General features: G+C 59.4%; 24 protein-coding genes. 16 read left to right on the top strand and 8 right to left on the bottom strand.

Annotated elements, in window-relative coordinates; translation table 11 throughout:
• The 5 genes from ruvC to DW892_RS00230 all read left to right on the top strand — a co-directional run bounded on the left by ruvC (position 1) and on the right by DW892_RS00230 (position 5,188).
• Positions 1–522 (top strand): crossover junction endodeoxyribonuclease RuvC, encoded by a 522-nt coding sequence (gene ruvC / locus DW892_RS00250; protein WP_035137351.1) that lies wholly within the window; start codon positions 1–3, stop codon positions 520–522.
• Positions 522–1,142: a Holliday junction branch migration protein RuvA gene (gene ruvA / locus DW892_RS00245; RefSeq protein WP_055310211.1), complete on the top strand. Its 621-nt coding sequence runs from the start codon at positions 522–524 to the stop codon at positions 1,140–1,142. Before ruvC ends, ruvA begins: the two co-directional genes overlap by 1 nt.
• A complete protein-coding gene (gene ruvB / locus DW892_RS00240; RefSeq protein ID WP_117764919.1) occupies positions 1,142–2,209 on the top strand; it encodes a Holliday junction branch migration DNA helicase RuvB in 1,068 nt (355 codons plus the stop codon). Before ruvA ends, ruvB begins: the two co-directional genes overlap by 1 nt.
• A gap of 144 nt (positions 2,210–2,353) precedes the next feature.
• A complete protein-coding gene (locus tag DW892_RS00235; RefSeq protein ID WP_022095139.1) occupies positions 2,354–4,021 on the top strand; it encodes a formate--tetrahydrofolate ligase in 1,668 nt (555 codons plus the stop codon).
• A gap of 177 nt (positions 4,022–4,198) precedes the next feature.
• On the top strand, positions 4,199–5,188 hold the full coding sequence (locus DW892_RS00230; RefSeq protein ID WP_117764917.1) for a hypothetical protein: 990 nt from the start codon (positions 4,199–4,201) through the stop codon (positions 5,186–5,188).
• Positions 5,189–5,200: 12 nt separating this feature from the next.
• Here DW892_RS00230 and DW892_RS00225 read toward each other — a convergent pair whose 3' ends face one another.
• Positions 5,201–6,382 (bottom strand): cation diffusion facilitator family transporter, encoded by a 1,182-nt coding sequence (locus DW892_RS00225; RefSeq protein ID WP_117764915.1) that lies wholly within the window; start codon positions 6,380–6,382, stop codon positions 5,201–5,203.
• 218 nt (positions 6,383–6,600) lie between these two features.
• Between DW892_RS00225 and DW892_RS00220 the strand changes: the two genes are divergently transcribed.
• The 3 genes from DW892_RS00220 (at position 6,601) to DW892_RS10660 (ending at position 8,523) form a co-directional block, all read left to right on the top strand.
• A complete protein-coding gene (locus DW892_RS00220; RefSeq protein ID WP_117764913.1) occupies positions 6,601–7,938 on the top strand; it encodes a hypothetical protein in 1,338 nt (445 codons plus the stop codon).
• A 116-nt stretch (positions 7,939–8,054) separates the two neighbouring features.
• A complete protein-coding gene (locus DW892_RS00215) occupies positions 8,055–8,426 on the top strand; it encodes a DUF1499 domain-containing protein (RefSeq protein WP_055250926.1) in 372 nt (123 codons plus the stop codon).
• Complete coding sequence (locus DW892_RS10660; protein ID WP_117764911.1) at positions 8,353–8,523, top strand: SHOCT domain-containing protein; 171 nt, start codon at positions 8,353–8,355, stop codon at positions 8,521–8,523. Before DW892_RS00215 ends, DW892_RS10660 begins: the two co-directional genes overlap by 74 nt.
• Positions 8,524–9,038: 515 nt before the next feature.
• Here the strand turns inward: DW892_RS10660 and DW892_RS00205 are convergent.
• The 3 genes from DW892_RS00205 to DW892_RS00195 form a co-directional block, all read right to left on the bottom strand.
• Positions 9,039–9,260, bottom strand: a complete 222-nt coding sequence (locus DW892_RS00205; protein WP_117764909.1) for a hypothetical protein — start codon at positions 9,258–9,260, stop codon at positions 9,039–9,041.
• A 35-nt stretch (positions 9,261–9,295) separates the two neighbouring features.
• Positions 9,296–10,084: an ADP-ribosylglycohydrolase family protein gene (locus tag DW892_RS00200; RefSeq protein ID WP_117639761.1), complete on the bottom strand. Its 789-nt coding sequence runs from the start codon at positions 10,082–10,084 to the stop codon at positions 9,296–9,298.
• Between the two features lie 63 nt (positions 10,085–10,147).
• A complete protein-coding gene (locus tag DW892_RS00195) occupies positions 10,148–11,197 on the bottom strand; it encodes a YhcG family protein (protein WP_117639759.1) in 1,050 nt (349 codons plus the stop codon).
• A gap of 168 nt (positions 11,198–11,365) precedes the next feature.
• Here DW892_RS00195 and DW892_RS00190 point away from each other — a divergent pair, with 168 nt between their 5' ends.
• On the top strand, positions 11,366–11,635 hold the full coding sequence (locus DW892_RS00190; protein ID WP_117639757.1) for a hypothetical protein: 270 nt from the start codon (positions 11,366–11,368) through the stop codon (positions 11,633–11,635).
• A 92-nt stretch (positions 11,636–11,727) separates the two neighbouring features.
• On the opposite strand, the gene DW892_RS00185 is transcribed toward DW892_RS00190, so the two are convergent.
• The 3 genes from DW892_RS00185 to DW892_RS00175 form a co-directional block, all read right to left on the bottom strand.
• Positions 11,728–14,226, bottom strand: a complete 2,499-nt coding sequence (locus DW892_RS00185) for a phosphatidylinositol-specific phospholipase C (RefSeq protein ID WP_117639755.1) — start codon at positions 14,224–14,226, stop codon at positions 11,728–11,730.
• Between the two features lie 305 nt (positions 14,227–14,531).
• A complete protein-coding gene (locus DW892_RS00180) occupies positions 14,532–15,125 on the bottom strand; it encodes a hypothetical protein (RefSeq protein WP_117764907.1) in 594 nt (197 codons plus the stop codon).
• 243 nt (positions 15,126–15,368) lie between these two features.
• A complete protein-coding gene (locus DW892_RS00175; protein WP_147325168.1) occupies positions 15,369–15,968 on the bottom strand; it encodes a hypothetical protein in 600 nt (199 codons plus the stop codon).
• A 376-nt stretch (positions 15,969–16,344) separates the two neighbouring features.
• Between DW892_RS00175 and DW892_RS00170 the strand changes: the two genes are divergently transcribed.
• The 7 genes from DW892_RS00170 to DW892_RS00140 all read left to right on the top strand — a co-directional run bounded on the left by DW892_RS00170 (position 16,345) and on the right by DW892_RS00140 (position 26,430).
• Positions 16,345–16,977 carry a cyclodeaminase/cyclohydrolase family protein gene (locus DW892_RS00170; protein ID WP_158549281.1) on the top strand — a complete coding sequence of 211 codons (633 nt, stop codon included), beginning with the start codon at positions 16,345–16,347 and terminating at the stop codon, positions 16,975–16,977.
• 2 nt (positions 16,978–16,979) lie between these two features.
• Positions 16,980–17,834 (top strand): bifunctional 5,10-methylenetetrahydrofolate dehydrogenase/5,10-methenyltetrahydrofolate cyclohydrolase, encoded by an 855-nt coding sequence (locus DW892_RS00165; protein WP_117639746.1) that lies wholly within the window; start codon positions 16,980–16,982, stop codon positions 17,832–17,834.
• Between the two features lie 354 nt (positions 17,835–18,188).
• Positions 18,189–19,712, top strand: coding sequence for a C69 family dipeptidase (locus tag DW892_RS00160; protein ID WP_117564483.1), 1,524 nt, complete (start codon positions 18,189–18,191; stop codon positions 19,710–19,712).
• Positions 19,713–19,811: 99 nt separating this feature from the next.
• Complete coding sequence (locus DW892_RS00155) at positions 19,812–20,228, top strand: hypothetical protein (protein WP_117639744.1); 417 nt, start codon at positions 19,812–19,814, stop codon at positions 20,226–20,228.
• Between the two features lie 8 nt (positions 20,229–20,236).
• Complete coding sequence (locus tag DW892_RS00150) at positions 20,237–22,000, top strand: AarF/ABC1/UbiB kinase family protein (RefSeq protein ID WP_117639742.1); 1,764 nt, start codon at positions 20,237–20,239, stop codon at positions 21,998–22,000.
• Positions 22,001–22,431: 431 nt separating this feature from the next.
• Positions 22,432–25,545, top strand: coding sequence for an InlB B-repeat-containing protein (locus tag DW892_RS00145; protein ID WP_158566979.1), 3,114 nt, complete (start codon positions 22,432–22,434; stop codon positions 25,543–25,545).
• 9 nt (positions 25,546–25,554) lie between these two features.
• Positions 25,555–26,430, top strand: a complete 876-nt coding sequence (locus DW892_RS00140) for a DUF4430 domain-containing protein (RefSeq protein ID WP_233504111.1) — start codon at positions 25,555–25,557, stop codon at positions 26,428–26,430.
• A 160-nt stretch (positions 26,431–26,590) separates the two neighbouring features.
• Here DW892_RS00140 and DW892_RS00135 read toward each other — a convergent pair whose 3' ends face one another.
• Positions 26,591–26,998: a GtrA family protein gene (locus tag DW892_RS00135; protein WP_055250894.1), complete on the bottom strand. Its 408-nt coding sequence runs from the start codon at positions 26,996–26,998 to the stop codon at positions 26,591–26,593.
• Positions 26,999–27,000 lie beyond the last annotated feature (2 nt).

Genomic DNA, 27,000 nt, shown 5'->3' with positions numbered 1-27,000 from the left:
TTGGTTATTTTGGGCATCGACCCCGGTTTGGCTCATACGGGTTGGGGGATTATCGAGGAGCGGCGTGGCGAGGTTCGCTGCCGTGCCTATGGCTGCATCGAGACCAGCGCAGGCAGTCCGCTCGCGGTGCGCCTGTCGCATATCGCCCGCGACCTCAAGGGTGTCGTGGAGCGCTATCGACCCGATACCGCTGCTATCGAGAGCATTTACTTTGGCGCCAACGTTCGCTCGGCCATCCCTACGGCGCATGCCCGTGGCGCCGCGCTCGTGGCGCTTTCGGAGTGCGCGCTCGAAATTGGCGAATACACGCCCATGCAGATCAAACAGGCTGTTGTGGGCACCGGTGCCGCGGACAAACGGCAGGTCGCCTACATGGTGCGTACGCTCACGCAGCTCGATCACGACCCGCATCCCGACCATGCCGCCGATGCCCTGGCTTGCGCCATCTGCCACGTAAACCTCAGCCGCACCCGGGCGCTTACCGGCGGCGAGTTCTATCAACAGAGAGGAACCGGATACTGATGATCTCCCAGCTCCACGGAACGCTTGTCGAGGCCACGATGAGCTCTGCTGTCGTCGATGTGTCGGGCGTTGGCTTTGAGCTCGGCATCTCGGGCAGCACTGCGGCCACGTTGCCGACGCCCGGCGGCGAGGTCCGCCTCTACACGCGTATGCAGGTGCGCGAGGACGCCATGACACTTTTCGGTTTTTCCTCTAAGGATGAGCGCACGATGTTCGATCGGCTCGTGTCTGTCTCGGGCGTTGGCCCGCGCTTGGCGCTCGCCGTGCTTTCCACCTATACCGTGGGGCAATTGTATTCGCTGGTGATGGCCGAGGACGACAAGGGCATGGCCAAGGTGCCCGGTGTGGGCAAAAAGACAGCTCAGCGTCTGATCCTGGAGCTCAAGAGCACCTTTGCCAAGGACAAGGGCTTTGTGCCGGTCGACGTGATTCCCGGCCAGGTTGCGATGCCCGTGCCCGCTGCCGCTCCCTCGGCCATCGATGACGCCCGTGCGGCGCTCCTTTCCATGGGCTTTAGCCCGCAGGAGACCGATGTTGCCCTGAGCGGGTATGATGGGCAGAATATGCGTGTCGAGGATCTGCTCGGCGCGGCGCTTAAGCGACTCGGAATGGATGCGTGATGTGGGAAGCCGATGACTCTCAGGACCTGTGGGCGACGCCCGGCAACTCGCCGGCGGCATCCATGGCGCACGGCGAGCGCATGGTGGGCTCGGAGCTGACGGCCGAGGACCTCGATGTCGACCGCACTTTGCGCCCCCAGCGCCTGGACGACTACTGTGGCCAGGAGCACATCAAGCAGAGCCTGCGCGTGTTGATCGAAGCGGCGCAGAGCCGTGGCGAGACGCTCGACCACGTGATTTTCTCGGGTCCTCCGGGCCTGGGCAAGACCACGCTGGCCACCGTTATCGCCAACGAGCTGGGCGCTCAGATCAAGACGACGAGCGGCCCCGCTATTGCGCGCACCGGCGACCTGGCGGCCATCCTCACTAACTTGCAGCCGGGTGATGTGCTGTTTATCGACGAGATCCACCGCCTCAACCGTTCGGTCGAGGAAGTCCTGTACCCCGCGATGGAGGACTTTGCCCTCGATATCGTGATTGGCAAGGGTCCGGCGGCGCGCTCGATTCGCCTGGATATCCCCAAGTTTACGCTCGTAGCAGCAACGACCCGCTCGGGTATGCTGACTGGCCCGCTGCGCGACCGCTTTGGCATTTCATATCGCCTGGATTACTACACGGTCGAGGAGCTCGCGCAGATTGTGACGCGCTCGGCGTCCATCCTGGGCGTGGCGATCGACCATCCCAGTGCGCTCGAGATCGGCTCGCGTTCGCGCGGCACGCCACGTCTTGCCAACCGCCTGCTCAAGCGCGTGCGCGATTACGCGCAGGTGCGCGGCAACGGTCCCATTGAGCTTGATATTTGCCGTCAGGCGCTCGAGTTCTTCGAGATCGATGAGCTTGGTCTGGACTGGATGGATATTCGCATTTTGGAGACACTCGCTAAGACGTTCTCCGGACGTGCCGTGGGCCTGACAACGCTTGCCAGCGCGGTGGGCGAGGACCCGGGAACGCTCGAGGATGTCTATGAGCCCTATCTGCTGCAGTGCGGCTTGATGATTCGTACGCCGCAGGGCCGTCAGGCAACGCTTCGCACCTTTGAGCACCTGGGGATTGAACCTACCGTTTAGGGCGCTTTGTTTTGGCGGGCTGTTGGGCTATCGCCGGGCATCGGGTAAACATATCGCCGTTCATCGGTTATGGGCGTTTTACTATTGCGCGCCCGTGCTATGCTGAATTGGTCTTTTTCTCATTCGGTAACGAAAGGACCGCCCATGCCTACTGACATCGAAATCGCACGTTCTGTCACGCCGCTGCCTATTACCGAGGTGGCCAAGAACGCCGGCGTCGACGTTAAGCACCTTATTCCGTACGGCTTCGACAAGGCTAAGGTCGACTATTCACTGCTCAACGAGCCGACCGATCACCAGGCCAAGCTCGTCCTCGTGACCGCTATCAACCCAACGCCTGCGGGCGAGGGCAAGACCACCACGACCATCGGTCTGGCCGATGGCCTGCGTCGTCGCGGCGTCAAGAGTGCCGTGGCCCTGCGCGAGCCTTCGCTCGGCCCCGTCTTTGGCGTTAAGGGCGGCGCTGCCGGCGGCGGCTGGGCTCAGGTCATCCCCATGGAGGATATCAACCTGCACTTTACCGGTGACTTCCATGCTATCGGCGCCGCCAATAACCTGCTGGCCGCCATGCTCGACAACCATATTCAGCAGGGCAATCAGCTCGGTATTGACGTTAAGCGCATCACTTGGAAGCGCGTCGTCGATATGAACGACCGTCAGCTGCGCCACGTCATCGACGGTATTGGCGGTAAGGCCCAGGGCGTGCCGCGCGAGGACGGCTTCGATATCACCGTCGCCTCCGAGGTCATGGCAATCCTGTGCCTGTCTACAAGCATTAACGACCTCAAGGAGCGCCTGGGCGAGATCGTCGTCGGCTACAGCTTTGCCGGCGAGCCCGTCCGCGCCCGCGACCTTAAGGCCCAGGGTGCCATGGCCGCGTTGCTTAAGGACGCGCTCAAGCCCAACTTGGTGCAAACGCTCGAGGGCACGCCTGCGTTTGTCCACGGCGGCCCCTTCGCCAACATTGCCCACGGCTGCAACTCTATCATGGCCACGCGTATGGCGATGCGCTTTGGCGATGTCGCCATTACCGAGGCCGGCTTCGGTGCCGATTTGGGTGCCGAGAAGTTCCTCGACATTAAGTGCCGCATGACGGGCGTTCGCCCCAGCGCCGTCGTGGTCGTCGCCACCGCTCGTGCGCTGAAGTACAACGGTGGCGTCGCCAAGGCCGACCTCAACGAGGAGAACCTCGAGGCACTCAAGGCCGGCATGCCCAACCTGCTGCGTCACGTCGACAACATCCAGAACGTTTATGGTCTGCCCTGCGTGGTCGCCATCAACCGCTTCCCGACGGACACCGAGGCTGAGCTTGCGCTCATCGAGTCCGAGTGCCAGAAGCTCGGCGTCAACGTTAAGCTTTCCGAGGTCTGGGCCAAGGGCGGCGAGGGCGCGCTCGAGCTGGCCGATGAGGTCATGCGTCTGATTGAGCAGCCGAGCGAGCTCAAGTTTGCCTATGAGGACGGCGCCGATGTGGCTGACGCCCTCGAGGCCGTCGCCACCAAGGTTTACCGCGCCGACGGCGTCGACTTTACGCCGGCTGCCAAGCGTCAGCTTGCCGAGCTGCGCGAGAACGGCTTTGGCAACCTGCCGGTGTGCGTCGCCAAGACGCAGTACAGCTTTAGCGACAACGCCAAGGCCCTGGGCGCTCCCGAGAACTTCCGCATCACGGTGCGTGAGCTCAAGGTTTCCGCCGGTGCCCACTTTGTGGTCGCACTGACTGGCAGTGTTCTGACCATGCCGGGCCTGCCCAAGGTCCCCGCGGCTGAGAACATCGACGTCGACAACGACGGCAACATCACCGGCCTGTTCTAAGCTTGTTGCCCATAGCTGCTTGCCCGCCCCGTCGCGCCTACCAAGGCCCGGCGGGGCTTTTGTTTTCTAGCCGCGCTTGTCTTGTAGATATGGACGGGCTCTGTCCGTCACGGGCTTTTGCGCGGGTAGAATGCATGGATAACTTGATGCTTACGGGCGACGGAAAGGAATCGTTGCATGGATCAGGACAAGACAACCGTGATGGGCGGCTACGGTTCCGCGCAGGCTGGCGATAGCGCCGATGCGACCCGCGTTGTTCCCAACCCCGGTTATACCGACCCCGCCGCGACGCAGCCTTCTGCCGAGCCAATCCGGGTTATGGGCTATGGCGACACAGCGCGGGATTTTTATGCTGTATCTTCGCAAGGCCCCTATGGCGACGCAGCTCCGGACCCGTTTGATTACGCGCCGCAGGATTCTTATGCCGCCTCGACGCCGAATCCCTATGATGACCTGCCGCAAAATCCCATTCCGCAGCCTCAGCAGACGACGTATATGCCTCGCACGGCGCAGCCTCGCTACGAGTCGCGCGAGCCGTATCGCGAGTACCCCAAGTCGATTCCGCAATATGGCGAGGACGAGGAGAAGAAGCCGTCGCGTTCGTCGAGCGTGATCAAGAAGATCCTCATCGTGCTGGCGATCTTCTTTGCGCTGTCGGTTGTGTTTGCCATTGTGTCGGGCATGCTCAACAAGCGAGGGAGTTCAACGGCCGATACCGCTGCCGAGCAAACCGAGTCCGCCTCGTCTAGCACCGTCGATCTGAGCGATATCCCGGGGCAGTACTGGTCCAACGCCAAGAAACTTCTCAAGTCGCGCGGCGCCAATCTTTCGAATGCCGTGGTCCTGACTGATGATGGCTCAACGCCCGTCATCGATGCCAACTGGGTCGTTACTTCTGCTTACTATAACGACAGCGGCAACCTCGAAATTCAACTCACGCACAAGAATAGCTCGGGCAACTCGCCCGACGGCCAAAGCGGTACCGACAGCTCGAGTTCCAATACGCTGGAGGACTTGAGCAACAAGGCACAGGAGTTGGGAGACAAGGCGCAAGAGCTGGGCGATACGGCACAAAACCTGGGCGACACCGCGCAGAACTTGGGCGACATGGCGACGGGTGCCTGGAATGCACTGCAAAACGGCATCTCGGGCGCGCAGGGAAACTAGCTGTTAAGCGGGCTACAGCTGTTCAGCCGGACGGTCGGGCGAGCTAAAGCCCGAGTCAAACGTAACGACGCATGAGGCATTGGGTCGGCGCTCGTGCACGATGCGCGTGACGAGCTCCAGCAGCTCCTCGTCGGATATGTCAAAGCCGTCGGGGCGCACCAGGTCAAACGAAACGAACCCGTCGTGCTCGTGCAGGTCGTGGATGGAGAGCGCGGGGTCGATCTGCATAACGCCGCGCTTGACCCAGCCGCGCAAATCATCGCCGGTTGTCGCGATGGGGTCGCAGTGCAGCGTGATGCCAATGCCCATCTGGCGCTTGATGTCGTGCTCGATGGTGTCCAGGATCTCGTGGTGCTCAAATGCGTCGCCCTCGCCGGGCATCTCCACGTGAGCGCTGGCAAACTGACGACCGGGGCCGTAGTCGTGCACCATCAGGTCGTGTGTGCCCAAGACCTGCGGATAGGACATGATCTTGTCGCGGATTGCCTGGACGAGCTTGGGGTCGGGCGCTTGCCCCAGCAACGGGCTGATGGCGTCGCGCACTAGGCCCATGCCGCTGATGCAGATGAAGATGCCCACACCCAGGCCTGCCCAGCCATCGAGGTCAAAGCCGGTCGTCTGCGAAATAAGCGCCGCCACCAAGACCGAGCCCGAGGTGATGACGTCGTTTTTGGAGTCCTGTGCTGTGGCAATGAGTGTTTCGGAATCGATACGGTTGCCCAGCGCGCGGTTGAATGCGGCCATCCAGAGCTTAACGAGCATGGATGTAGCCAGCGCCGCAAGGGAAACGAGCGTGTAAGCGGTGGGGGAAGGCTTGATGATCTTGGTGACCGACTCGAGGATCAGGTTGATGCCGACGGCGCAAACCAGGACGGCGACAAACAAGCCGGCGAGGTACTCGTAGCGGCCGTGGCCATAGGGGTGGCCTTCGTCTGCCGGGCGGCTGGCGAGGCGGAACCCGAGCAGGCTCACGATGTTGCTCGAGGCATCGGAGAGGTTGTTGAAAGCGTCGGCGATGAGCGAGACAGAGCCGGCGAGCAGGCCCGCGATGCCCTTGGCCAGGCACAGCGTGATATTGAGGCCAATGCAGATGAGGCTTGCGGCGAAGCCCGCGTTGGTGCGGCAGGAGGTATCGACCGGCTCGCCCTCGCTGCCGGGAACAAGCGTATGTACCAGCCGATTTACAAATAGCATAGCGGTCGTCCTCACAATCATGTTTAAGGGGATAGTGTAGCTCGCGCGGAGGCGCTGTGCACCGATGCTCAGAAAATGCAGCAATGGTCTGCCGGTGTTAACGAGCGAGCCTTCTCGTCTGCCTGGGTGGTCCATTTTGGGCCACATGGGTATGGGCATGTGCCTGTTTGCTCGACATACTTAACGTCGACAGCCCCTGTGCAAAGGAGGACGTTTCCATGGACGAGATGTTTGCCATTAAATGTCAAAACTGCGGCGGCCCTATGTACTCGCACCAGGCTAAGCGCAGCTTTGAGTGCACCTATTGCGGCGCGGTCATTCCGTGGCAGGCGGACGCCGGAGAGCCCAAGAGCGCTTTGGGCATTCGCCATACGCCGTTGACGGTGGTGGATGGACTGCTCAAGCTCACGCATGTGTCGCAACTCGAGCGCCCGGAGGACCCGGACTGGTATTTCTTCAATTCGCACTGGCGCAATCAGTCGGTCCAGGAACACCTGCTGTGGGAGGATCGCGGCACGGCGCAGGAGTTCCAAGAGGCCACACATGTGAGCATTCCTTGCCCCTTCTGCGGAGCGTCCTTTGAGGGTGAGTCAACGCAGCGTGTGTTTGAGTGCCCGTCCTGCGGCAACAAGATCGGCATTGCCGACCTGCTCAAGCCCGGTACGTTTAGCAAACGTCTGACCATGGGCGTGGGTGCGGAGTATGTGCCGGAGCAGGGTATTCCCTGCGAAATCTCACCGCAGCAGGCACGTGCCAACGCGCTGCAGCTGGTGCGCCAGTACCCGGATGCCTTTGCCGGGCACGATGTGGAAGACGCGATCCAAAACGACATGATGCTCTTCTATTTCCCCATGGCGCTGGCGGACCTGCGTATGATGGCGAGCTTCCCGGGCAAGGGCCTGAGCAAGGAAACCCTGGTGTACTACGAGGTGCTCGACTGGGCGTATCCGCGGGCAAACTATCTGGATGTTCGCCTTATGGGCATTTTGGAGCCGTGGGACTTTGCCAAGGTTGGGCCGTTTGACCCGGCCATGCAGGAAGGTGACTTTCGCGTTGTCTCCGTCGATGCGTCTACCAAGGACCAGGTGGTCATTGATAAGTTGGCGCTCGACATTGCCGGCAACGATGCCGAGGCGGTGCTGGGGCTCAATAAAAAGAGCATCCGCACTTGGGCGCGCAAGGCCCGCAAGCATAAGGACGGCCTGGTGATGGTGCCGGTGTACTTTGTCGATCGTCCGGCGACGGACAGCCGCGATGGCGAGCAGGTGCGCATTGCCGTAAACGGCCAGACGAGCCGCGCGGCAGCGGTGGTGTTTAGCGACAAGCGCGAGACGCATGTGGTGGCGTCGCTCAATCCGAGTCTGCATCTGTCCGGCGAAAGTACCGTGCATGCCACGCCCATCGAGGTCAAATACGTTAAATCGCCCTTCCTATACCAGATCGTGCGCCGTGGAGGTGGCGATCAACCGCGCCAGGTTGCAGCGGCAGCTGAGGGTTCCTACCGAGAAGAAAAGCCCAAACGCAAGGGATTGTTCGCTGCGATTTTTGGTAAGTAGGGGAGTGGTGCCGGGGCGTCGGGCTGCATCGCAAGGTCATGAGACGAACTTAAGACTGCTGGGAACGTGCTACCATTGCCGATAGCCTTAATCTTGTAAGAAGCGGAGGCCAGATTATGGGTTTTGCGGATCAGCAGCTTCAGCTTCAGGTACCGTATTCTCCTGACGACACGTTTAATGCCTTGAAGGCAGCTATGGAAAAGCTGCCTAAAGTAAAAGTTGATAGTGCATCGCCCACAACAAGAACAGTTGCAGCCGAGATTGGTATGAGCCTTTGGTCTTGGGGCGAAAATATCAGTATTTCGGTTGTTCCAGTTGAAGGCGGATCTGGCGTTACTGTCAAGTCGTCATCTAAGGTCAGGGCAAACGTATTAAACGGGGGCAAAAATGCAAAGAATATTGCCAAGATAGTCGATGCCCTATCGAAGGAGCTCGAGCGGTATCCGCAGGTTTCACAGACTATTGAGACGCTGGCGGATAGTGGTTGATGTAGTTGCAAGGCTTGAGAGGCTTGCAGCACTGCGTGAGAGTGGAGTACTTACCGAGGAAGAGTTTGCTGCAGAAAAGGCAAAAATCCTTTCGTAATCAGACACGATGGTTGGATTTGCATTCTATTATTGAACTTGTTTATACCAGGCTGAAAACATCGTGTGTAATAAAGGTGCGTAGTAGCCTCGTCTTGATTGGCGGATGTAAATAAACGGTGGAACGGCTGTAAAAGAGCCTTGCCACTGGGTAAAATCAGGATGTGCCGCGGAACCCGCTCCTCAGTCGGTCAACTTTGGAAGCGCGGGCAACGCAGGTGCTATCGTCTTAAAGGGTCGGCTGCAACCGACCCTTTTCTATGACTCCCTTCGCTATCCGTTACTGCTTATATTCCCGCCAGATCGAGTAGAGGTTCCGGGCAATGCCGGTCACATACATCGAGAGGCGCAGGATTTCAAGAAACAAGTTCATAGGCTTCACCCCAATCGGAGATCGGAGCGTTGCCCGCAGGCGGATTCCGCGGCGGTCAAGATTTTACCTCACAGGCCGCGGTGGGAGACATCTTACCCATCCCATGGTTTGGAACAGTGTCGATCTAACGGGCAATCAAGCCTCTAGCTCTTTTTGAATTGAGCAAGCATCTGCCCGAAGAAGCTTAGTTCGGATGGCTCATAAATGAGCGAACCGCCGTCCGCGGTCCTGTAGACGCCGCAGGGGAGGTAACGCCCGTCGGGGAGGACATAGAGGTTGGCTTCTTCCTTTAGTCCTGCTGGAAATAGCGGAATCCCGTTTTCGTCCACTTGGAACTCGTCTATATTTGCGACCTCTCTTTCCATGATGCCCCCTGGTCAGTTTCTATCGTAAGTGCGCCCTAAAACAAACACTGCTCAATCAGCTCTTTTCCGCGTAGGGTGTCGACCCACTCCTGCGGGATGGCTTTGAGACCGTATGCCGTGCCTGCGAGGGCGCCGGCGACGGCTGCGGTGGTGTCGGTGTCGTCGCCCAGGTTGACGGCGGCAAGCACGCAATCTTTGTAGCTGTTAGTGTTGACGAAACACCAGGTGGCTGCCTTAAGCGTGTCGCGCACGAAGCCACCTGACCTGATCTCCTGCTCAGGCACGCCTTTCAGATGGAGTGCCCACGAGGGGAGCACGTCGTTCATCACATCTCTCATCAGCTCGACAAATATGACGCATGCACCGGTCGACGTTCTGTGGGCGTGCGTAATCGCGGAGACCTTGCTGACCTCTTCGTCTGTCGCATCGGTGAACGCCAGGGGAGCGATGCGCATGAGCGATCCGTTGCCGTTGTCGCGCTCGCCGGAGCCTCCTTTGCCGGTGTGCAGGGCGCGGGCGGTCGTACCGCCGTAATCGAAAACGCCGTCGATCGTATACTCGCTACGGGCAATCCAGCCTACGAACTTGTCGCGCATGTCCTCGGTGTCAATGCGGCCGAGCTCTCTGATGGAGTCGCAGGTGGCGAGCGTCATAGATGTGTCGTCGCTCCAGGTGCCGGCGGGCTGCTCGTGCGTGCCGTAGCCGATCATGTCGGTGCATTCGAACGTGCCACGAGGTCTGAACTCGTAGGGAACGCCCAGCGCGTCACCGACGGCAAGCCCATAGATGCAGTCGCGCAGTGTTGTTTTCGGTCTGTGTGTCATGGAAAGCTCCTCTTTTCCCGGGTGATGTGGAGCGCCGTCGGGCGTTTCGGTCGCAACGTGCTGCTACCCTTGCGTTTCGCCATTGGTCGCTTCGTTGATGGCGCGGTACTCGGCACTCAGCTCGCGCGCCAGCTCTTCCTTGCTTGGAAGATACGGCAGGTATTTGGCGGCAAACACTTGGTCGTTGTCTTCGGGCAGCGTGTACTCGACGATCGAATCGCTTTTGTCCGCGCAGAGCACGATGCCTATGGGCGGATTGTCGCCTTCGTTCATGAGCTCACGCGTGTAGTAGTTCACATACATTTGCATCTGGCCCAGGTCCTGATGCGTAAGGTCATCGGTCTTAAGGTCGATGAGCACGAAGCAGCGCATCAGATAGTTGTAAAAAACAAGGTCAATATAGAAATGGCGCCCATCAAAGGTGATGCGCTTTTGGCGCGCCTCGAAAGCGAAGCCACGGCCAAGCTCCAGCAGGAACTTCTGAAGATGTGTGATGAGCGCCTGCTCTAGATCGCTCTCGCGAAACGCAGTATCGTCCGAGAAACCTAAAAACTCCAGTACATATGGATCGCGGATGATATCCTCGGGGCGACGAGCTGGGGCGCTCTTTTGGATTTCTTGGGTGACAGCCTCCTTGTCTTTGCTGGCAAGTAGGCGCTCGCGGAACATGGTGTTGATCTGGCGTTCGAGCTGGCGCGTGCTCCAGCGAGAGTCGGCGCATTCGTTCATGTACCAGGTGCGAGCTTCGGGGTCAGGAATGCGTATTAACCTGCGGTAATGTGTCCAGCTCAATTCGGGACGCAGTGAGTCCCGAATTGGAAATGCAAGATAGAACTGACGCATTTTGCGCAGCTCTCTTGCTCCAAAACCTTTACCAAAATCCTTGGTAAGTCTGATTGCGAGGGCCTTGAGCAGCGCCTCTCCATACTTGGCGCGCTCCTCTCCGCCCTGCTCATCAACTATGCTCTTGCCGATCTCCCAATACGCCTCAACCATCGCAAAGTTAACGGCGGTATAGGCCTTGTCGCGAGCGGCGTTGAGAATCGAGGAACCCTGCTTGTAAAAACCTTCGGGCACGATTGCCGATTCTCCACGGTTTACCAGTTCGCCCATCACTGTCGCCCCACTTTCCTCTTGTGGAATGCATCTTTATCGCATCTAGTTTAAAGCCTCGCGCGGACACGAATTGCTGTGCTGTCTGGCACCTTCGCATGGGAGCCTTGCGGTGACTAAAATGTGGCAATAGAGACAGTTTTAGCGAACCCCGCGGGAGTGACGCGTATGGACAACAACACGCTGCTATTCCAGGACAAAGGTTCGGGTAGGTTTAAAGACGTTAAGATCTACCCCAATCGTATCGAGGTGCTCAAGAAGGGCACTTTTGGCGACAGGCACACCGAGATTGTCTACCTTAAGGACATCACGGGGGTCAACAGGATCAAGGGTCGCGACGTTTCCCTGCGTAACAGGCTGTTGACCGCTTGCGTCTTTAGCCTGAGTAGCCGTGCGAAGGCCCAGGAATTTGTGAAAGCTCTGAACATGGTGATGTAGCCGATAGCGGCGTTCGGGCCAAGGTAAAAATCGGGGCGCAGAACGGTATTCTGCGCCCCGATTGAGTTAATGCGCCCAAAAGACTGGCTTGCCTATTCGTTAACGTCCTCGGTATTGTCGCGGTCACTGGCAAGCATTGCTGCACCTGCGACCGTTGTCGCCACGGCGGCGGCAGCGAGCCCGGCGGCAACGCCAGAGCCGTCGCCCGTGTTGGCGAGCTTTCCGCCCGAGCTCTTGCCCTGGCCTCTCTTGTTGCTCTTGCCGTTCTTGTCGGCGCCGCCTGCGTTGGAACCCGTGTCGCTGCCGGTGCCGCCTGCACTGCCCGAGGCCGCTACGGTAAAGCTTGCGGCTCCGTCGCTGGCGAGCGTGTAGTTCTGCGCCGCGTCGCCCAAGAGACCGTTCACGCGCACCCAGTACGTTCCTGCGGCAAATGTTTCGCCCTCGGCCATTGCCGTGCCCGGAGCGCCGTTCGCGTCGTGCACAAACTCGAGCTGGGCCGTGCAGGCATCGGTTTCGAGCTTGCCCTCGAGTGATGCCGCAATTTTGGCGCGCACGTCTTCGCCGGCCTTAAGGCCTTCGAGTCCCTCAAAATGGGGCGTCAGCGCGCGTGGATCGATATCGATGGGCACAGAGCCCTGCAGCCCCGTAACGGTCTCGTTGCCCAGGGCGTCGACATCCACGTATTCAATGGCAAACGCATGGCCCGAAGCTGTCGCGTTGAGCGCGTTGCTGCTGTCGGCAAGGCGGAAATGACCCTCGCCAACGGTCTTGCCATCCTGGAATGAGGCATCGCTCAGCGAGTCGCCGTACGTCATGCGCATGCGGGTCGGGAGATAGTACGGGAGATAGTACGAAGCCGTCTGCTTGTGCTCCGTATCGTAATTGCGCTGGTAGATGCTCCGGGCCAGCGCCGCATCAACAAAGTCGGATGCGATGATGCCAATGTGCTTGAGGTAATCTGACTTTGTATCCTCGGTGCCGCTGGGGTTGATGTACGGGCTCTTATACAGATGCTCGTTGACTACTCGTGCCGAGGTAAAAGGATTGCCTCCGTGCGACAAGCCCGTGCAGCTGGTGTAGTTGATAGACCAGCAGCGCTCCAGGACTTGCTCCTTGGCCCCGTTATCGTCCTCGACATCTACCTCGTTGCGCGTGCGCCCGGTCGTTTCCTTCAGCGCATTATCGACCCAGCTGAGCTTGTCGGTTCCCGTGAGTTTGTACTTGTCCTGGGCGTATACCTTGGTGCAATAGGGCTCTTTGTCGCCTGTTCCCCCCGCGGCTTCAAAGCCCCGCGCGTCTTGGACGAGACACATAGTGGTGCTGTCGGAGTGAGCCTTGATCTTGTCATCCCATTCGGTAAGGTTGAGGCCCCACGTATGGCCGCTTACACTGTTGCCGGCGAGCCTAAATCGACGCAGCAGAACGATCTTTCCGCGAACCTCGCCCAGCGTGGGGACATGGCTCGACGTGTAGAACAGATCGGGATTATCGTCCATAACCTTGGCGAAGGCCGTTGTTATGCTTTCGTCGGTAGCCTCATCGTTGCCGCGCGATGCGAGCATGATGAGCGCTTCTGACGGGTTTTCGTTCAAAAACGTTTTGAAGTACCCGATGACATCGGAGAGATGCAGATAGTTCCCGTCTTTTTTGAGTAGGTAGAAAATCCCGTGGTCGATGCCGGGGTCGTCGCCCTTTCCGAGTCGGATATCAAAATAGCGGATTCCCTCGAGCAACTGCGTGGGAATGTAATCCTGCTGGCATTTTACTTGCGAGGATTGGGGCTCAGTGTCGTTGTCCACGCTGCAGGTGCCCGAATCGTGCGTGCCCGGGATGCTCAGCTCGTCGAGGAACTTGTTGTCGTTGACGTATTTCATCCAACATGGTCCATCGACGTAGCTGCTGTACGTGATCCAGTCGAGGCTGCTAACCGTGGCATCGTTCTTTTTCATGTCGTAACCGATAAGTTCGAGCTCCCACGGAATGCTCTTACTCTTATGGCAGATCTTATTGTTGTCCTGGTCTTTGCCGTTCGATTCTATTGCCAGGTACTTAATGTCTTTTTTCTCGGTTTCTTTCTCGACCGTGCGGTCTCGGATGATATAGGTTCCGTTTGATTGACGCTCGAACGCAAAAGCGCGGCTGGGCTTGTTGTCATACTCGCCGCCCCATACGTGGATGACCTTTCCATCTTTGTCCGAGTCGCCATCGACCGACCAAATGCTGTAGCCCGTCTTTTTATGCTCTTCGAAATTGAGCAAGGTGCGGATGGCATACCAGTTTGTATTGTCATTCTTGGTCGTTACGTTCTCAAGGATGAGCTTGCTGGACGTGCCGTCGTTAAACAAGTGGCAGACGTTGCCGCGAACGTTGCCGTCTTGGTTGACGCTCGCGGTGCGAAAATAGCCCGCGGGGCGAAGGCGAATGACGAAATTGCCGAGGTGCTCCGCCGGTTTGGGCGTGTCGTCTGCAAATGCCGCTCGCAGGGGAATGCCCGGTGCCGCGGTTTCTGGCAGGCTTGCAAGCGGCGACAGCGCCGCAAGACCTAAGCCCAGCGTAAATGCTCGGCGGCTGATGGCATGGTGTTCGGTCATAACTCCTCCATTCGCAGCGTGCGGTTATGCGATAGTTTTGGTCACTATACTGCCCAGATGTTTAAAGATGCTGGTTTAATTGTCTGCGCGGCGCAATAAATCGGTGGGCGGACGTGTTGAGGTGTTTGTCGTTTTCGTACTGTTGCCACATTTGGGGCGGTTCCGGCGTCCGGCACCCTCGCGTTCGCCGGCTATCGGCATAAGAAAGGGAGGGCCGGCGAGCCGATCCTCCCTTGGTGCGAAGCGCTCGGGTATCGTCGCTTGTTTGCACTGTGCCCGTGTTTCCCGCTGCGCTCGCCAGTCGTTTAGCGCTTGATCTCGATATCGTCGAGCTTGACGTCCATGGCTTCGGTCTTGGCTTCGGCGATGTCGTCGGCAAACTCCAGAGACTTCATCATGGTCTCGACGGCGTCCTTGTGCTCTTCGACGTTGTCGATACGCACGTACACGCTGCCGCCGTCAACGTCGGTGAAGTACTCGGTCGTCACGCCGCCCGAGTGCGTAAAGTAGGCGCTGCGCCAGGTCTTGCCGTTGTACTTGACGGGATCATTCTCGGTCCACTCAAAGTTGGCCTTCCATTTGGTCTCGTAGTCGAACAGCTCGTCAGCGTTCTTGTCAGAGTCGAAGACAGGGATGAAGCGATCGCTGGCGTGCTCGCTCTCGGTGAACTTAAACTGGGCCCTGTCGGCGGTGTCGCCGGCAACGTCGGTGATCTCGACGCCCTCGGGCACCTCGACCTTAAACCAAATGAAGTCGGTCCTCATATCCACGGCTGGCTTTTCTGCGCCGCCGCCACCGCCACTGCCGGTAGCGCCGCCGCTTCCGCCGCAACCCACCAGGGCAACCGCGGCAAGGAGACTGATGCAGAGTGTGAGAATCGCAAAGGCCTTCTTTTTCATGGTCGTGTCCTCCTCGATCTGTAACCGCCCATGGATTACCTGCCTTTACTGTACGCGTGGACGGCTCGCTAGGGTGGGCCATGTGTCCCATTCTGAGGGCCGGATTTGCGCCGACAAGTGGCAATATGCGCGGGTCCAAAAGAGGGGAGGGCCGATGCCTGTCGGCCCTCCCCGGGGTTGGGTGCCCGTTGCTTTAATGGGGCGCATGTGCGCAGGTGCGCGTAGGCGCGTGCGGGTGTCCCGTTACTTGAGCTCGATGCTCGAAATCTCGACTTCGCGCGCCTCGGAAACTGCCTCTGCCATGTCATCGGGGAACTCGATGGAGTTGAGGAGCGTCTCGGCTTCTTTCTTGTGCTGGTCGAAGTTCGAGATGAGGACGCAGACGCTTCCCGGCTCAACGTCGGTAAAAAGCATGGTTGAGATGCCGCTGTTGTCCTCGTATGTTCCGACGAGCCACGTCCTGCCGTTATACTCGACGGACCCGCCATCCTTCCACTGGAACGTATCCCCCTTCTTTTCTGCCTGGTCGGCGTGGGACTCCTCGGCCGTCAGCGCTTTTTTCCAAACGGGGATAAAGCGATCGGGCGAGGCATTCTCGTTCTCGGGGAAGGTGAGCTGGACCCTGTCGGCATTCTTGCCGGCGGAGTCGCTCACGCCAACGTTCTCGGGCATCTCGACCTTAAACCAGATAAAGTCGGTCTTCTTGGCGACGGGGGCCTTTTCCTTGCTCTCGCTCTTGGGGGCGCTACCGCCGCCCGATGCGCTCCCGCCGCAGCCGACAAGGGCAAACGCGGCAAAGAGGGCGATGCAAAGGGAAAGGATCGATAGGGTCTTTTTCTTCATGGTGGCGTCCTCCTTGTCTGCCAGGGACATCGTGTGCCGCGGATCGCTGGGGCGGCGGTTACGCATGCGCATGATGTCTTTGTTTACTGTGCGGTTATTCTTCCATTCGTCGTCCGGTGCCGTGATGAGCTTGCCCCAACATAGGGCTCCTTACCTATATGTATGCCCCAGCTTGTGCTGCCCGGGAGTCTCGAAAGGTGGGCCATGTGTCCCATGTTTGTGTCGCTGCCGCCTATCGTGTGCCATAGAAATCCGCGATGGCCAGGTGCGCTGACGCTCATGTGCTTATGGGCTAGACTTAGCACCATTACGTGATCGATGCGGTCGGTCGGCGGTTGCCACCCGACCGATGTATATGACTTGAAGGTGCATGTGCATGAGCCAAGAGATGATGGACAAGACCTGCCGCGGGTTTGCCGAGGCGCTGGCCGCGCGCGAGCCGGTTCCCGGCGGTGGCAGCGCGAGCGCCTTTGTGGGCGCGCTGGGCGCCTCGCTGTGCGGAATGGTTGCCCGCTACGGTGCGACCAATCCCGCGCTTGCTGATCGTGCGGATGACCTGACGCGTGCGTTTGCCCATGCTGATGAGCTGGCCCAGGAGCTTGTCGAGTTGGTTGCCGAGGACGTTCGTGCCTATGGGCAGGTGTCCGCGGCATACGGTATTCCGCGTGACGATCCGGCTCGAGCGACCGCGATTCAGGATGCGCTGCATGTGGCCGCTATGCCGCCGTATCGCATTATGGATGCCTGCGGGCGCGCGCTGGCGCTGCTCGAGGACATGGCCGACAAGGGTTCGCGTCAGCTGCTGTCCGATGTGGCGTGCGGCGCCGTGTTCTGCCGTTCCGCTATGCAGGGCGCGAGCTTGACGCTCTTTGCGAACACCACGTCTATGAAGGATCGCGCTCGTGCTGAGGAGCTCGAGACGGCGTGTGATGAGTTGCTCGACATGTGGTTGCCGCGCGCCGATGCGCTGGCGCGCCGCGCCGCCGACGCCGCAAGGAAGAGGGGATAGCCATGGCTGAACTGCTGAAGGGTGCCCCCGTTGCTCGCGCTTTGACTGAGGAACTTGCTGCTCGCTGCGTGGCTTTGCGCGAGCGCGGCGTTGTGCCGACGCTGGCTATCGTGCGCGTGGGTGAACGCGAGGACGACCTATCCTACGAGCGCGGTGCGCTCAAGCGCTGCGAAAAGGTTGGCATTGAGGCTCGCCGCGTTTTGCTTCCCGCCGATGTTTCGCAGGACGAGCTGTTGGCGGCCATCGAGGACATCAATACCGATTCGTCTGTTCATGGCTGCCTGATGTTCCGCCCGCTGCTCGCCGGCCTTGACGAGGATGCGGTTGCCGCGGCACTCGATCCTGCCAAGGACGTTGACTCCATGACGCCGGTTTCGCTGCTCACCACGCTTTCGGGGCGCGGCGAGGGTTTTGCCCCCTGCACAGCCGAAGCCGTGCTTGCTTTGCTGGATCATTACGGCGTTGAGCTGGATGGAGCTAAGGTTGCTGTGGTCGGGCGCTCGCTGGTGATCGGGCGTCCTGTTGCCGCCATGCTTACGGCGCGCAATGCGACCGTGACGACGTGCCATACGCATACGCGCGACCTTGCTGCCGAGTGCCGTGCTGCCGACATTGTGGTTGCCGCCGTTGGACGCGCGCGTACGATTGGCGTGGATGCGGTTCGCGAGGGCCAGACGATCATCGATGTTGGCATTAATTGGGACGAGGCCGCTGGCAAGCTGGTGGGTGACGTCGATTCTGATGCTGCGGAGCCGGTCGTTAACGCCATCACGCCCGTGCCGGGCGGCGTGGGCGCTGTGACGACGGCGATCCTCGCCAAACACGTGATCGAAGCGGCCGAGCGCGCATCGAAATAGGCGTTTTGGGCTGTTTGAGGGGTTAGTTCTATACCCCGTGGACAAAAAATGCCAAATATGAGTACTGTTGCCAAGATAGTCACATATATTTTAGGTCAAATAGGCTCTCTAACGATATTTATTATCGATAGAGAGCTTATTTTATTGGACCTATGAGGAATTACATCATCTAATTTTTGAACAAATGTAGACTTTCGACACCCATACGTAGCAAAATTGCTGTTACTAAATTGGTGACAGTACTCATATTTGGCATTTTTTGACCACAGGGGTTGCCAGCGCCGTGGTTTCGCCCTTTCTGCGCCGAAGCGATACACTGTTATCGTTTGATTTCTTCGCTCAAGGAGGATGCGCATGCCGTGCACAACGATTTTGGTTGGTAAGAACGCGAGCTACGACGGGTCGACGTTGGTCGCCCGCAACGAGGATTCGTCCAACGGGGTGTTTGAGCCCAAGCGTATGCGTGTGGTGCATCCCGACGAGCAGCCGCGCGTCTATACGAGCGTCCTGAGTCACCTGACCGTTGAACTGCCCGATAACCCCATGCGCTACACGAGCGTCCCCGATGTTGTCCCGGGCCACGGCATCTGGGCCGAGGCCGGTTTCAACGAGCTCAATGTGGGCATGTCCGCAACCGAGACGCTCACCACCAACGAGCGCGTTCGCGGCGCCGACCCGCTCGTCGACTACGTGCCCGCCAAGGGCAACGAGGACGAGGACGGCTATGTTCCGGCGCAGCCCGGCGGTCTGGGCGAGGAGGACATGGTGACCCTGGTGCTGCCATATGCCAAATCCGCCCGCGACGGCGTACGCATTCTGGGTGACCTGCTCGAGCGTTATGGCACCTACGAGAACAACGGCATCGCCTTTAGCGACGTGGACGAGATCTGGTGGCTCGAGACCATCGGCGGTCACCACTGGATCGCCAAGCGCGTGCCTGACGACGCCTATGTGACCATGCCCAACCAGCTGGGTATCGACAGCTTTGACCTGGATGACGCCGAGGGCGCCCAGGCCGATCACATGTGCTCCGCCGACCTGCGCGCTTGGATGGCCGAGTGGCATCTGGACCTGACGCTGGGCGTCGAGGGCGACGGTCCGGCCGCGGTCTTCAACCCGCGCGAGGCCTTTGGCTCGCACAGCGACAGCGACCACGTCTACAACACGCCGCGCGCCTGGTATATGCAGCGCTGCCTTAACCCCAGCGATGTGTGGGACGGTCCCGAGGCCGACTACACGCCCGAGAGCGACGATATTCCCTGGAGCCGCGTGCCCGAGCGCAAGGTGACCATCGAGGACATCAAGTACGTACTCTCGAGCCACTACCAGGGCACGGAGTACGACTGCTACGGCAGCAAGGGCACGCCCGCCACGCGTGGCGCCTATCGCCCCATCGGCATCAACCGCAACAGCCAGCTCGCTGTGCTGCAGCTGCGCCCCTATGCGCATCCGGCCTACCGCGCCGTGCAGTGGATGGCCTTTGGCTCCAACTCGTTTAACGCGCTGGTTCCGCTGTACGCCAACGTCGAGACCATGCCCGAGTACTTTGCCGACACGCAGGCTCGCGTGACGTCCGAAAACTTCTACTGGGCCAACCGCCTGATCGGCGCGCTGGCCGACGTCCGCTTCCATGAGTGCGGCCGCGCAGTCGAGGATTATCAGGAGAAGGTCGGCGGCATGGGCCACAAGCAGATTCATGACGTCGACGCTGCCGTAGCCGTTCTGCCCGAGGCCGAGGTGCCTGCCGAGCTTGCACGCGCCAACGAGGAGTTTGCCGAGCTCGTGCGCGTGGAGACCGATGCCCTGTTGGGCAAGGTGCTCTACACCACGAGCTGCGCCATGAAGAACTCTTTCGCGATGAACGACAACGTGAGATAGGGATTTCCCGTCGATCGAATAGCGCTTAAACGCTTTGTCGCTTTCACTCAATCTTGGGTACAAGAACGCCAATGCAGTTGTTTGTGATTGGAGACAACCATGGTTATGAAACTCGATCAGCTTGTTAACGGCGCCATCAACGTGGGCTTCGGCGCCGCCGCCGTTGCCGTCGAGGGCAGCAAGAAGGTTCTCGACGACCTTAACACCAAGGGCGAGCAGGTGCGCAAGGACGCAGGCGCCCCCGGTATCGCCCGCAGTGTGTCCGACATGTTCGAACAGGCCGGCGGTACCATCTCCGATCTGACCGAGCGCTTGGGCATGCAGGGCGAGACCGCGGCCCAGCGCGTGCTTGACGAGCTCATCCTTGCCCGCGTCCGCGTCATGACCGCCCCCGAGCGCACGGCCTTCCTGGCCCATGTGCGCGACATCGTCGATTCGGTCGAGGACAACGTGACCTCGGTGCCCGTCGAGTCCGTTGAGCCCGACGATGCGAAGGATACCGAAGAGGCCGAGTAGCAGCGCAGATGGCAGATTCCACCACCGATTACAACAATCTAGATCCCTTGGGTGACGAGGCGGCGGTTGTCGATGAGGTCGACGCCGCCGTCTCGGGCGCTCGCAAGAAGCCGCGCGCTGTCGATATGGTCCCCGAGGAGCCCGACGCGATGGCGCCGGACGAGGAATACCAGCTCACACCGGCAGGTCGCCGCGAACGCATCGGTCAGATCGTTCGCCTGGTCAAAAAGTATCGTGTGTGGGATAACCTCACGCCGGTGCGCCTGCGCCGCCTGCTCGAAGAGCTCGGCCCCATGTTCGTCAAGATGGGGCAGATTCTGGCTAACCGGTCCGAGATTCTGCCGCAACGCTTTTGCGACGAGCTGCGTCGTCTGCGGTCCGACGTGGAGCCGGTGCCGTACGAGGTCGTACTCAGTTGTCTGGAAGAAGAATACGGCCTGCGCCTGGGGGAGATGTTCGATGCGATCGACCCCAATCCGCTTGGTAGCGCATCACTCGCGCAGGTGCACCGCGCTCGTCTGGTGACGGGCGAGGACGTGGCCGTCAAGGTGCAGCGCCCCGGTGCGCAGCAGGTTATGGCACAGGACATCGATATCATCCGCTCGGTGGTGCGTATCGTTTCCAAGTTCGTCAACACCGATCAATTCGTTGATCTGCACGGCGTAGTCGAGGAGTTGTGGACTTCGTTTCGCGAGGAGACCAACTTTTTGGCCGAGGCCAAAAACCTCAACGACTTCTACGAGTTCCATAAGAGCGTTCATGGCGTGACGTGCCCTAAATCCTATCTGGACCTGTGCACCGAGCACGTGGTGGTTATGGACTACGTCGACGGCATTTCGATCGCCGATCCTGAACGCTTGGTGGCCGAGGGCTATGACTTGGAAAAGATCGGTGCCGCGATTGTCGAGGACTACTCGACGCAGGTGCTCGACGACGGCTTTTTCCATGCCGACCCGCATGCGGGAAACATTATTCTCAAGGACGGCATCGTTTACTTTATCGACTTGGGCATGGTCGGACGCATGTCGAGTCACGATCGCGGTATCGTCAAGGACATGATTTTCGCCGTGGCCGAGGGTGACGTGCCCAAGCTCAAGGATTCGCTCATGCGCTTCGCCGTGACGCGTGGCGACTCGGCTGAGCTCGATCATTCGGCCTTTTTGTCCGATCTTGACTTTATCGTGGCTGACTTTGCGGGCCTTGACCTGAAGGATCTGGATATCGGCGAGTTTTTGACCTCGCTGTTAAACCTGGCGCGCAAAAACGACGTTGAGCTGCCGAGCGTGGTGACGATGTTCGCCCGCGGCATGGTGACGCTCGAGGGTCTGCTGACCGAGTATATGCCCAATGTCAACATGATCCAGATTATCCAGACGCACATCAAAAACGAAAAAAGCACCTATGCGCGCGTGCGTGATATGGGACGCGATCTTGCCGCGAGCAGCTATCGCGCGGCAAAAGGTTCGCTCGAGGCGGCCGAGTATCTGGGCTTGGCTTCGCGTATGCTCACGCGCGGCCAGCTTAAGGTGAACACGCAGATCATGAGCAGCGATAAAGCGCTGCGACAGCTGGGCGGAATTATCGACCGTATGTCGATGGCAATTGTGATTGCTGGCCTGTTTATCGGTTCGTCGGTGGTGTACTACGCGCGCATCGAGCCGGTTGTGTTTGGTATCCCGGTCATTGGCTTTATGGGCTACGTCAGCGCACTGGTGCTGGCGCTTATGCTGGGCCGCAATATCTGGCTCAACAGTCACGGCGGCAAGCACTAGAGGCCGCGACCGTCACCGCATTTTCCTATCGCAAACAATAGCTTTTACCTTGGGCTTCGCCTGCGTGCGAGGCCCTTTTGCGTGATACCATTTTGACGGTAATAATCGATGGCCTAGATGGTGGTGCGGAGACGCACGAATGCGCGGTTTACCTGCGCGTTTGGGAGAATTGGGGTGCAAGTCCCCGGCTGTACCAGTAACCGTAATTCCTCTTGGCTCGGGATGTTCGCGTCGCAGATCGGACGACGTGCCCGAGTCGTTAAGGTTAAGTCGGATCGCCTCCCATCTTGCATGCGGCTGCGGCGTATGCCGCCGGTGTGCATAGGGCTCTGGAGGGAAGGGGGACCCCGATGGGGGAACTCGAGCGCAACATGCGCGATGACGTGGGGCAGCCTCAAGGCAACGCTCCAAGTACAGACAATGGGAGACAAATGGATATGTTTGTGGACGAGCGCCAGCGCGTCTCGCATCGCCGTGGCGCAATTGCGCGCGGCGTAGCCAAGCGCGGCCTGGTGGCATTCCTGGCCTTCGCGATGGCCTTTGGCACCACGCCGGCTCAGCTGTGGGCCGAGGGCGCCGAGGGCATTGCCGGGGCTGTGGCTCAGGCTGCGACGCCTGCCGAGAACGGCTCTGGTGAGTCCGCGACAAGCCCCGCTGCCGACCTCAATGCGAGCGGCGTGGTGGCGAATGGGGGCACTGCCGAGCAAGATGCCGCCGCGACAACTTCGGGCCCTACCGACAAGACTGAGGACGATAGCGCTGCAGGCAATGAGGCGCCGGTTGCATCGACGTCCGATGCCTCGAAGCAGGACGCCGCCGTTGTCTCTGCCGCTGGAGAGGCCAAGACTCAGCCTGCCAAGGCCGAGAGCCAGGATGTCTCTGCCACGTGCTCCGTCGTCGGCACCGACGCCAAGGGCGCCCAGCAGACCTGGGCCGCCGCGCAGCGGATCACGCTGAAGGAGGGCTCGACCGCGGCCGACCTCTCCGAGCAGCTCTTCAAGCAGGCCGGCCTGACCACCGATTATGATCCCAACGGCACCTGGGGCTGGGCGCTCAACACGATCACGTCGCCCTTCGATAAGGACCGCAAGCTCGGCTACGACTCGGCGACCGGCGCGCACTGGCAGCTGTTCGTCAACGGCAGCGCCTCCGAGGTCGGCGCGGGCGGCTACACGCTCAAGGACGGCGACTCCGTCGTCTGGTGCTACTCGAAGTACGGCGACCCCGCGCCCGAGCAGGTTTCCGTCACGATGGAGATTATTGGCAAAAAGACCGGGATAGCTCAGCGTTGGACGAACCCGTCGATCCAGGTGTTTGTTAAGGGCACGTCGATCAAGGATGCCTCCGCTGCTTACTTCGATGCCCTTGGCATAAAGTCAAAAATGTACGACGAATTTGGCTATTGTGGCGTCTATAGTCTCGTATCTCCGCTTGATGGCATCGAGCTGTCGGGTGCATGGTCGTTCTTTGTCAACGGCGTTCCTGGGTCTCAGCTCGATAGCGATTATGTGCTCAAGTCTGGCGACAAAATCGTCTGGGCTTTTGCTCCCGGCGATACTGTGCCCGGCGTCGACAGTGTTGTTGTTGACCCGGGTGCCGCACGTCCTAACTGGGATAGCGATTGGCCTGGTTATACGAGCGCCGACAAAGTAACCGACGCTCCTGTGCCCACGAAAGACGCTGAGGCAAAATGGGTGAGCGAGCTCAAGGGCTCGAACGAATGGAGCAAGGGTATTTCCGACCCGTTGCTGGTCGGTGACTACCTCTACGTGGCCGTTGGTTCCAAGCTGCTCAAGAAAGATGTCGACACGGGTGAGACCGTTGCCGAATCGCCTTTGGCGGCAAAGATCGATTCGACCTCGCGTATGGTATACACTGGCGGCGTGATGCTCGTGCCGCTTTCGAGCGGTCGCCTGCAGGCGCTGACGGTTGATACTCTGGCGACGGTTTGGGTAACCGATGAGTTGCCTGCTGGCCCCGATGGTGCTCAGCAGTCTCTTGCGTCCATTACGGTTCGTGACGGCTTTGCCTACTTTGGGACGGCATCGGCCAGCTGGTCCGACTCGAGCGACGGCTACCTGCTCTGCGTGCGCATCTCCGATGGCAAGGTTATGTGGCAGCATAAGAACGAGAACAGCAAGGGCTATTACTGGGCCGGCTTGGCGTTCTCGGGCAATTATGGCGTCATCGCAGATGATTCCGGTACGGTGAGCACGGTCGACCCCGAAACTGGAAAGACCGTTGCGTTGCTCAAGATTGCCGAGCGCGTGCGCACGACGGTGCTGGTCGATGGATCGATTGCCTATGTCGTGAGCGCCGATGGCGTTTTGCATAAGCTTTCGGTTGGAACGGACGGAACCCTTTCTGAGCTTGGCAAGGTGACGTTTGGTGGCAGCTCGACCTCGACGCCGGTGCTGGCCAACGGCAAGATTGTGGTCGGAGGCTCATCGACCGAATCCTTTATGGGCGGTTATCAGAACAAGTACACGTATCACTACGGTCAGCTTACAGTGATTGATGCCGAGACGCTTTCCGTGGACTATTCCATTTGCAAGGCGGACGGTAGCTATATTCGTCAGGGGGCTTCGGGCGGCGGTGATGTAAAGTCGCAGCCGGTCGTTTCTGTCCAGAATGGCGAGACGTACGTCTACTTTACGTCCAACAACAACCCGGGCGGCATCTATCGTTACCGTATTGGCGATGACGAGGCCGAACTGCTTTATACGCCCGTGGCGGGCGACCAGCAGTACTGCATGGCTTCTATTTCGGTCGGATCCGATGGTTCACTCTACTATGTCAATGACTCGGGCAAGCTGTTTGCTGTCAAGGGTAATGGCCAAAGGGTCAAACGCTATACCGTGACGTTCGACGCCAACGGTAAGGATGCGGCGATGCCCGATTCTCAACGCGTGAAGGAAGGCAAGGCGGCGACGGAGCCCTCGACTCAGCCACAGTGCAAGGGCTACACTTTCGGCGGTTGGTTCACCGATGAGGCTTGCACGCAGGCGTATGACTTCAGTACGCCAGTGACGGCCGATCTGACACTGTATGCCAAGTGGACCAAGAATGCCGTTAACCCTGGCGGCAATGGCGGTTCTGGCACTAATGGTGGCAACGGTGGCGCTGGCAACGGTTCCGGCGCTGGCGCTGGCACTGGCACGGGTTCCGGCTCCGGCTCTAAGGGCCAGCAGGCCGGCGGCGCTATCGCCCCGGGTCATAAGCCGACGACCAAGACGACGGTGTCGACCAAGACCGAGACCAAGGACAACAAGTCCGACAAGAAGGACACCGATAAGTCCGATAAGAAGGACGAGAAGAAGTCTGACAAGAAGTCTGACAAGAAGGACAACAAGTCCGACAAGAAGTCCGATTCCAAGTCCGATTCCAAGTCCGATACGGGTGCTGCTTCCACGACCACTGCTAAGAAGTCCTCTAGTGCTTCCGAGCAGGAGACTGGCACCAACCCGCTCGCCATTGTTGGCGTTGCCGCCGGCGTCATCGGTCTCGCCATCGTCGGCGTGTTCGTGTTCACCAAACGTCGGTAGGTGAGGGCTGTGTCCAATAAATCCAAGGACGCTGACCCCAAGCAACCAGATTCCTCGTTCATTCAGTTCGACGAAGCAAAGCAACAGGGCGCCGCTTCGGCGGCGTCCGCCCCTCGTCGCAAGACGCTCCTCGGCGTCCTGACTGCCGCGTGCACCATTCTGATCGTCGTCTCGCTGGGTTTCGTCCATCCTTCCGAGAGCGGTGCCTGGTCCATCGACTGGATCATTCAGACCGTGACGGGGGAGAGCGTCGTCACCAAGGACACCAAGGTGTCTGGCTCGACTACGACTTCGGGCGAGGCCAGTTCCAAGGATTCCAAGTCATCGAATGACGCAAAAGATGAGTCCAAGTCCAAGGACGATTCCGAGTCTTCAAACAAGGAATCGGACAAGAACTCGGATAACAAGAAGTCCGAGGACCAGGACGGCAAGAAGTCTGGCGATAAATCCGCTGCCCAAAATACGGGAGCCGGTGATACTTCCAATGCGTCTGGCGGTGGCCAGTCGTCTGATGGAGCCTCATCCTCTAATGGTGGAAACGCCTCCTCGGGCGGCCAGAGCGGCTCGCAGGAGTCCAGCTACGTAACAGTGACGGTTTCGGTCACATCGAGCGCTGTGGGCAATCCTGTGTCTTCTGGTGGCACCTTTACCTTTAACGAAGGCGCTACCGTCTATGATGCCCTGTGCGCGCTGGGCCTTTCCGTTAACGCACATGGCTCGTCGTACGGCACGTATGTCTCCGCGATTGGTGGTTTGGCCGAGAAACAGTACGGTGGCACGAGCGGCTGGATGTACTCCGTCAACGGCACAACGCCCATGACGGCCTGCAGTAACTACGTTCTCTCCAATGGCGACAACGTGGTCTGGTATTACGTTACAGGCTAGGGACCTCGACATAGTGCGCCAGACGGGCGGTTCGGACAAACATCCGGGCCGCCCGTTTTTCATGCGAATGGGACTGGGTCGCCGGGTCTCTCGGCAAACAAAAAAACCGGTTGGAACGGGAATTCCAACCGGTTATACATTCAAGCAAATAGTGAATCGACTACGACCGTGCGCCCTCGAGAAAGAAGCGACGGCTGAAGTAGTTGTACCAGGTGACGAGGAACGTGGCGATGGCCTTCATGGCCTGGTAGCCGATGCTCAAAAACGTGACGCCCACAAACATGTATAGGTCGTTGAGGCCCAGGCCGATCACCGACAGGATGGTGAAGATCGTGAACTCGCGCTTGCGGCTCATGCCCTCGCGGTGGTCGAACACATACTTCATGCTGAGCCAGTAGTTGACCACGACGGACGTGGTAAACGAGACCGTGGTGCTCATCAAAAAGTCGAGATGAAACAGCTCGACAAGCGCAATGAGCATACCCCAGTCGATGCCAAAGGAGATAAGACCCACGACAGCGAACTTGAGGAACTGCTTGGTATGAGGTTGTGCCAGTGCCTTGCGCACGT

The organism is Collinsella sp. AM40-7AC (genome assembly GCF_003468125.1).
Lineage (GTDB): Bacteria > Actinomycetota > Coriobacteriia > Coriobacteriales > Coriobacteriaceae > Collinsella > Collinsella aerofaciens_O.
Note: the sequence above shows the minus strand (reverse complement) of the source record. Positions and strands in the feature narration are given on the sequence as shown.

Coding starts and splice junctions, on each gene's coding strand:
- ruvA (WP_055310211.1), top strand. CDS start 522: ATGATCTCCCAGCTCCACGGAACGCTTGTCGAGGCCACGATGAGCTCT.
- ruvB (WP_117764919.1), top strand. CDS start 1,142: ATGTGGGAAGCCGATGACTCTCAGGACCTGTGGGCGACGCCCGGCAAC.
- DW892_RS00235 (WP_022095139.1), top strand. CDS start 2,354: ATGCCTACTGACATCGAAATCGCACGTTCTGTCACGCCGCTGCCTATT.
- DW892_RS00230 (WP_117764917.1), top strand. CDS start 4,199: ATGGATCAGGACAAGACAACCGTGATGGGCGGCTACGGTTCCGCGCAG.
- DW892_RS00225 (WP_117764915.1), bottom strand. CDS start 6,382: ATGCTATTTGTAAATCGGCTGGTACATACGCTTGTTCCCGGCAGCGAG.
- DW892_RS00220 (WP_117764913.1), top strand. CDS start 6,601: ATGGACGAGATGTTTGCCATTAAATGTCAAAACTGCGGCGGCCCTATG.
- DW892_RS00215 (WP_055250926.1), top strand. CDS start 8,055: ATGGGTTTTGCGGATCAGCAGCTTCAGCTTCAGGTACCGTATTCTCCT.
- DW892_RS10660 (WP_117764911.1), top strand. CDS start 8,353: ATGCCCTATCGAAGGAGCTCGAGCGGTATCCGCAGGTTTCACAGACTA.
- DW892_RS00205 (WP_117764909.1), bottom strand. CDS start 9,260: ATGGAAAGAGAGGTCGCAAATATAGACGAGTTCCAAGTGGACGAAAAC.
- DW892_RS00200 (WP_117639761.1), bottom strand. CDS start 10,084: ATGACACACAGACCGAAAACAACACTGCGCGACTGCATCTATGGGCTT.
- DW892_RS00195 (WP_117639759.1), bottom strand. CDS start 11,197: ATGGGCGAACTGGTAAACCGTGGAGAATCGGCAATCGTGCCCGAAGGT.
- DW892_RS00190 (WP_117639757.1), top strand. CDS start 11,366: ATGGACAACAACACGCTGCTATTCCAGGACAAAGGTTCGGGTAGGTTT.
- DW892_RS00185 (WP_117639755.1), bottom strand. CDS start 14,226: ATGACCGAACACCATGCCATCAGCCGCCGAGCATTTACGCTGGGCTTA.
- DW892_RS00180 (WP_117764907.1), bottom strand. CDS start 15,125: ATGAAAAAGAAGGCCTTTGCGATTCTCACACTCTGCATCAGTCTCCTT.
- DW892_RS00175 (WP_147325168.1), bottom strand. CDS start 15,968: ATGAAGAAAAAGACCCTATCGATCCTTTCCCTTTGCATCGCCCTCTTT.
- DW892_RS00170 (WP_158549281.1), top strand. CDS start 16,345: ATGAGCCAAGAGATGATGGACAAGACCTGCCGCGGGTTTGCCGAGGCG.
- DW892_RS00165 (WP_117639746.1), top strand. CDS start 16,980: ATGGCTGAACTGCTGAAGGGTGCCCCCGTTGCTCGCGCTTTGACTGAG.
- DW892_RS00160 (WP_117564483.1), top strand. CDS start 18,189: ATGCCGTGCACAACGATTTTGGTTGGTAAGAACGCGAGCTACGACGGG.
- DW892_RS00155 (WP_117639744.1), top strand. CDS start 19,812: ATGGTTATGAAACTCGATCAGCTTGTTAACGGCGCCATCAACGTGGGC.
- DW892_RS00150 (WP_117639742.1), top strand. CDS start 20,237: ATGGCAGATTCCACCACCGATTACAACAATCTAGATCCCTTGGGTGAC.
- DW892_RS00145 (WP_158566979.1), top strand. CDS start 22,432: ATGGATATGTTTGTGGACGAGCGCCAGCGCGTCTCGCATCGCCGTGGC.